Source organism: Protofrankia sp. CiP1_Cm_nod4, assembly GCF_982290645.1.
Genome location: NZ_CEVIVC010000009.1, coordinates 1 through 4,650, shown reverse-complemented (window position 1 = coordinate 4,650; position 4,650 = coordinate 1). Strand labels below are relative to the sequence as shown.

The 4,650-nt window shown below is 72.8% G+C and carries 3 protein-coding genes; 2 read left to right on the top strand and 1 reads right to left on the bottom strand.

Going from position 1 to position 4,650, the window contains the following annotated elements:
• Window positions 1–240 precede the first annotated feature (240 nt).
• Window positions 241–540 (bottom strand): ferredoxin III, nif-specific, encoded by a 300-nt coding sequence (gene fdxB / locus AC5LSR_RS03550; protein ID WP_250286053.1) that lies wholly within the window; start codon window positions 538–540, stop codon window positions 241–243.
• Between the two features lie 297 nt (window positions 541–837).
• On the opposite strand from fdxB, the gene AC5LSR_RS03545 reads away from it, so the two are divergent.
• Both AC5LSR_RS03545 and AC5LSR_RS03540 read left to right on the top strand, forming a co-directional pair.
• Window positions 838–996: a hypothetical protein gene (locus AC5LSR_RS03545; protein WP_250286052.1), complete on the top strand. Its 159-nt coding sequence runs from the start codon at window positions 838–840 to the stop codon at window positions 994–996.
• Window positions 997–1,529: 533 nt separating this feature from the next.
• Window positions 1,530–4,650 (top strand): type I polyketide synthase (locus AC5LSR_RS03540; protein WP_493468134.1); only part of this gene is annotated, 3,121 nt, incomplete at its 3' end.

Sequence of the window (4,650 nt, the reverse complement as noted above, 5' to 3'; positions counted from 1 at the left end):
TTTTTCAGCGTCTCTTCAGCGCTTCCTCGGCGTTCGAGACCGGGTGTCGGCAGGGCTGGAAAGCCGGGAAAACCGGAAGCCGACATGGGAGACCCGGATCCGGAAGATCCGGGTTCCCGAGCGCCGTCCGGAGCAGGCCGAACGGTCCTCGTGTCCCGGCGGGCGGCCCGGCGTCACCGCGGGAGCCAGCCGGGACACAGCCGCGCGAAACGGAAACGGTGAAACGGAAATACCGGTGGATCAGGCCGCCTCGGCCGGCTCGTAGGTCTGGCAGCGCGGACCGCACACCCGGATGCAGGCATTGCAGCCGATGCACTGGCCGGCGGCATCGATGATCATAATTTTGCGCTCGATGTCCTCGTCGTCGTCAAAGGGATCGACCAGTTCACCCTCGTCGTTCACGCCCATCAGGCGGAGCACACCCTGGGCGCAGACCTTGTAGCAACGACCACAGCCGATACATTTGTCCCCGTCCAACGCCACGATGTACTGCGGTACCCAGGGAGTACCGTCGCGGGTGGCGAACTTCACATGACTCATTCCCGATCTCCTCGGTCCAGAACGATCAGACGGCGCGCTTCACGCCTCCTGGCGGCCCGTGCGGCCGAGCCGCCGGCAGCGCGGAAAACACGACCACGCCACCTTCGGCCCGCTACGCGAGCGGCGTCCGATGCGCCATATACACGACCTGTCCGAGGAACCGCCCGTGGACGGGAAGCACGGAAGTCGCCCAGGGGCACCTACGACGCCTACAGCTCCATCTTGGCGTGGGCCCCGCGGGCGGGCACCGTACAAGTACGCAGGTACCTCAGCAAACGGTATCTCGGCCCCGGCCACGTGGGCGGACGGCTACTTGACCAGGGCGCGGCGGGCTCCCCGCGGCCGGGGTGGCGGGCCGTCCGGGCCTTCCGGACGAGCCGTCGCGCCCGCGCGCCGCCCACCGGCGCGGCGCCGGAGAACGTCGACGCCGCCGCCGACGACGACGACAAGATGTGATGTGCACACATTCATGTCCACCCGGCCGGCATATCAGCCCGGCCAGCCGCCGTGGACGACCCGCCGGCCGAACCACAATCCCTCGACCGTCTTCCAGGAGCGATACAAAGTAAAGACTGTTCCAGCCGGCGTGCGCGGGACTCTCCGACCAGGGCCCGCGGAGCTGAACGCGACGCGCCGGGACGAGAGGTGGAAAAACGACGTTACCCGGCATGCCACCGCCCGCCGGGCGAGATGCGGCGAGATCGTCCCCGGGCCGGTCAGAATACCGACCAGGAAACTGGCCAGAACGTACTGCCGGCAGCATACGAGAACATAACGACACCGAGATACCAAGCAAATACACACTGGCGTACGAAAACGGCGGATGGCCCGCGAGGACACCACCGGAGAGGACCGCCGGTAAACGGCGGCGGCTCATGAACAAACATGCCCGACAGGACCTCCGTGGCCGCTGTCCGCGACCGTTCCCGGACCGCGCCACAACATCCAGACAATTATCTTGCGCCAATCGACAATCGGGGGGATCGCCTGTGACGGACGTCGCGATAGTCGGGCTTTCGGCTCGTTTTCCGGGCGCGGCCGACCTCGGCGAATTCTGGCGCCTGCTCCAGACAGCGGGGCCACAGTTCCACGAGGTGCCGGACAGCCGATGGATTCACCGGACCTTCTACGACCCGCTGAATCCACGAAATCCGCATCGGGCCTATACCGACCGGGTCGCCTTCGTCGACGACGTCGACCGGTTCGCGGCGGCGCACTACCGGATCCCACCGCTGCGCGCCCGGGCGATGGACCCGCAGCAGCGGCTACTGGTCGACCTCGCCCGTGAGGCGCTGCAGGACGCCGGCCTGGAACGCCGCCCGTTCGACCGGGCACACACCGGCGTCTACATGGGCATCAGCCAGTCCGACTACCGGGAGCTGGCCGGCGCCCGGATACGGGCGAGCCTGCTCGCGGACGGCTCGCTGCACGGCGGCGAGGCCGACCCGGACCTGCTCGCCGCGGCCGAGCGGGCCGCGGACGCCGGCATCGCCGCACCGCACGCGTACACCCTGGCGGGCTGCCTGCCCAACATGGCGGCCGGAACGATCAGCAGTGTGTTCGACCTCGGCGGCCCCGCGTTCGCCATCGACTCCGCCTGCTCGTCCGTGCTGGTGGCGCTGCATGAAGCGGTCCTCGCGCTGCGCACCGGGGTGTGCCGGGTCGCCCTGGTCGGCGGGGTCTTCCTCAACCTGGCCCCGGACGCGCTGATCTCCTTCTCCCGGGTGGGTGCGCTCTCGCCGAGCGGGGTGTGCCGTCCCTTCGACGAGCGCGCCGACGGGTTCGTCCTCGGCGAGGGCGGCGGGGTCGCCGTCCTGCGTCCCCTCGCGGACGCGCTGGCCGACGGTGACCGGGTGTACGCGGTGATCCGCGGCATCGGCATCACCAACGACGGCCGCGCCGCCGGCCCGATGACGCCGAGCGCCCATGGGCAGCTTGCCGCGCTGCGGGCCGCCTACGCCGACGCCGGTGTGGCCCCGGGCACGGTAAGCGTGATCGAGGCCCACGGCACGGGAACCACCGTCGGTGACCGGACCGAGACCACCGCGCTGCGGGACCTGCGCGCGGAAGACCCCACGGCCGGGCCGTGCGACCTGCTCTCGGCCAAGGCCCTCATCGGCCACACCCTGGCGGCGGCCGGGGCGGCGAGCCTGGTGAAGATGGCGCTCGCGCTGCACCACGGGATCGTCCCGCCGCAGCCGGAGATCCGGCCCGACCCGGCCCTGCCGCTGGCCGAGGCCGGGCTGCGCGTCCCGACCGAGCCCCGGGTGTGGACCGACACCGAGGAGCGGCCCCGGCGGGGCGCGATCAGCTCGTTCGGCTTCGGCGGCACCAACGTGCACGTGATCATGGAACGGGCGCGACGCCGGGCGGACGGCCGGGCGGACAGCCGGGCGGACTGCCAGGCAGCGCCGGACTCCCCGCCGGGGCGGCCATGGCTGCTGCTGCTGTCCGCGGGCTCGGTGGAGCTGCTCGCCAGCCACGCCGAGGCCGTCCGGGACACGGTGGAGGCCGACCCGACGATCACACCGGCCGCGCTCTCCCACACCCTCGCCACCCGTGAGCTGCTCCCGGCCCGGCTGAGCCTGGTCGCGACATCCCGCGCCCAGGTGTGCCAGCGGCTCACCGAGGCCACGGCCCGGCTGCGGGCCGGCCGCCTCGGCGAGCTGCCGGGCGGCGGCTACGCCGTGTCCGCCCCACTGCCCGAGGCGGACCGCCGGACCGCCCTGATGTTCCCCGGGCAGGGCATCCAACGGCCGGGCATGCTCGCCGACCTGTACGAACGGTTCGCCGGCTTCGCCGCGCCGGCCGACGCGTCGGACGAGGTCCTGCGCCCGTTGCTCGGCCGCCGCCTGGCCGAGCTCGTGTGGGACGCGCGTCCGGACGCCGGTCAGCGGGCAGCCGAGACGACGGAGGCGGCCGAGACAGCAGAGACAGCCCTGACCGCGACCGAGATCTGCCAGCCCGTGCTCGGGGCGCTGGGCATCGCGGTCGGCGAGCTGCTGGCGCGCTGCGGGCTGCGGGCGGACGTCTGCATCGGCCACAGCGTCGGGGAACTGCCGGCGGCGGTGGCCGCGGGCGCCGTGGAACCGGCCGACGCCCTGCGCTTCCTGGCCGAACGGGGCGCGGCCGTCGCCGGCGCGCAGCCCGCGTGGCGCGGCGGCATGCTCGCGCTCCACACCGACGAGGCAATGTTCCACCGGCTCGCCGCCGGCATCGACGGGGTGTGGCTCGGCTGCGTCAACCATCCCTCGCAGCTCGTCGCCAGCGGCTGGCTGAGCGCGCTGGAACGGCTCCGCGAACGCGGTGCCGCCGAGGGCGTCACGACCAGACAGCTGCGGGTCTCGCACGCCTTCCACTCCCCCCTGGTGGCCGAGGCGGACGCCCGGATGGCGGACACGCTGGCGGCCCTGCCCATCCGGGCCCCGCGGGCGGTCATCGCCTCCTCGGTCAGCGGGCAACGGTGCGACGACCCGCGGGAGCTGCGGACGCTGTGGGCACGGCACTGCTCGGCTCCGGTGCGCTTCATGGACGCGGTCCGTGACGCGGCCGCGGCGGGTGCACGGATCTTCGTCCAGGCGTTCGGTGGCGACTCGCTGCTGTCCATGGCGCACCGTTCCCTGGCCGGATCGGTCCAGGCCAGGTACGTGGCCCTGGCCGCGGGCCGGCCCGACGACGGCCGCACGCTGCTCGCCGGCCTCGGCCAGCTGGCCTGCCTGGGCGTCCCGCTCGACGTCCTGCCGCTGTTCGGCCCCGGCGAGCGGGAGCTGGTGGCCCTGCCTCCCTCGCCGCTGGTCACCAGCGCCTACTCGGTACGTATCAATGCCGCCGGCAGGCCGGCCCGGCCTGGCTCGCCGGCCGGGCCGGACAGCGGGCCGGCCATCACCCCGGCCGGACGCGGCACCGGGCCGGACGCCGTGCCCGGACAGCACGGCACCAGGCCGGCTGCGTCCACAGCGGACGGCCAGGCCGTAACCGGCAGGGCCGTAACCGGCAGGGCCATGAACAACGGAGCCACAAGCGGCGGGACCGTGAGCGACGGCTCCACCGGCACCGGGCCCGTCCGGATGACGTCGGCCGCCGCCCCGAAGCGTGCCGGCGGTGCCGGAA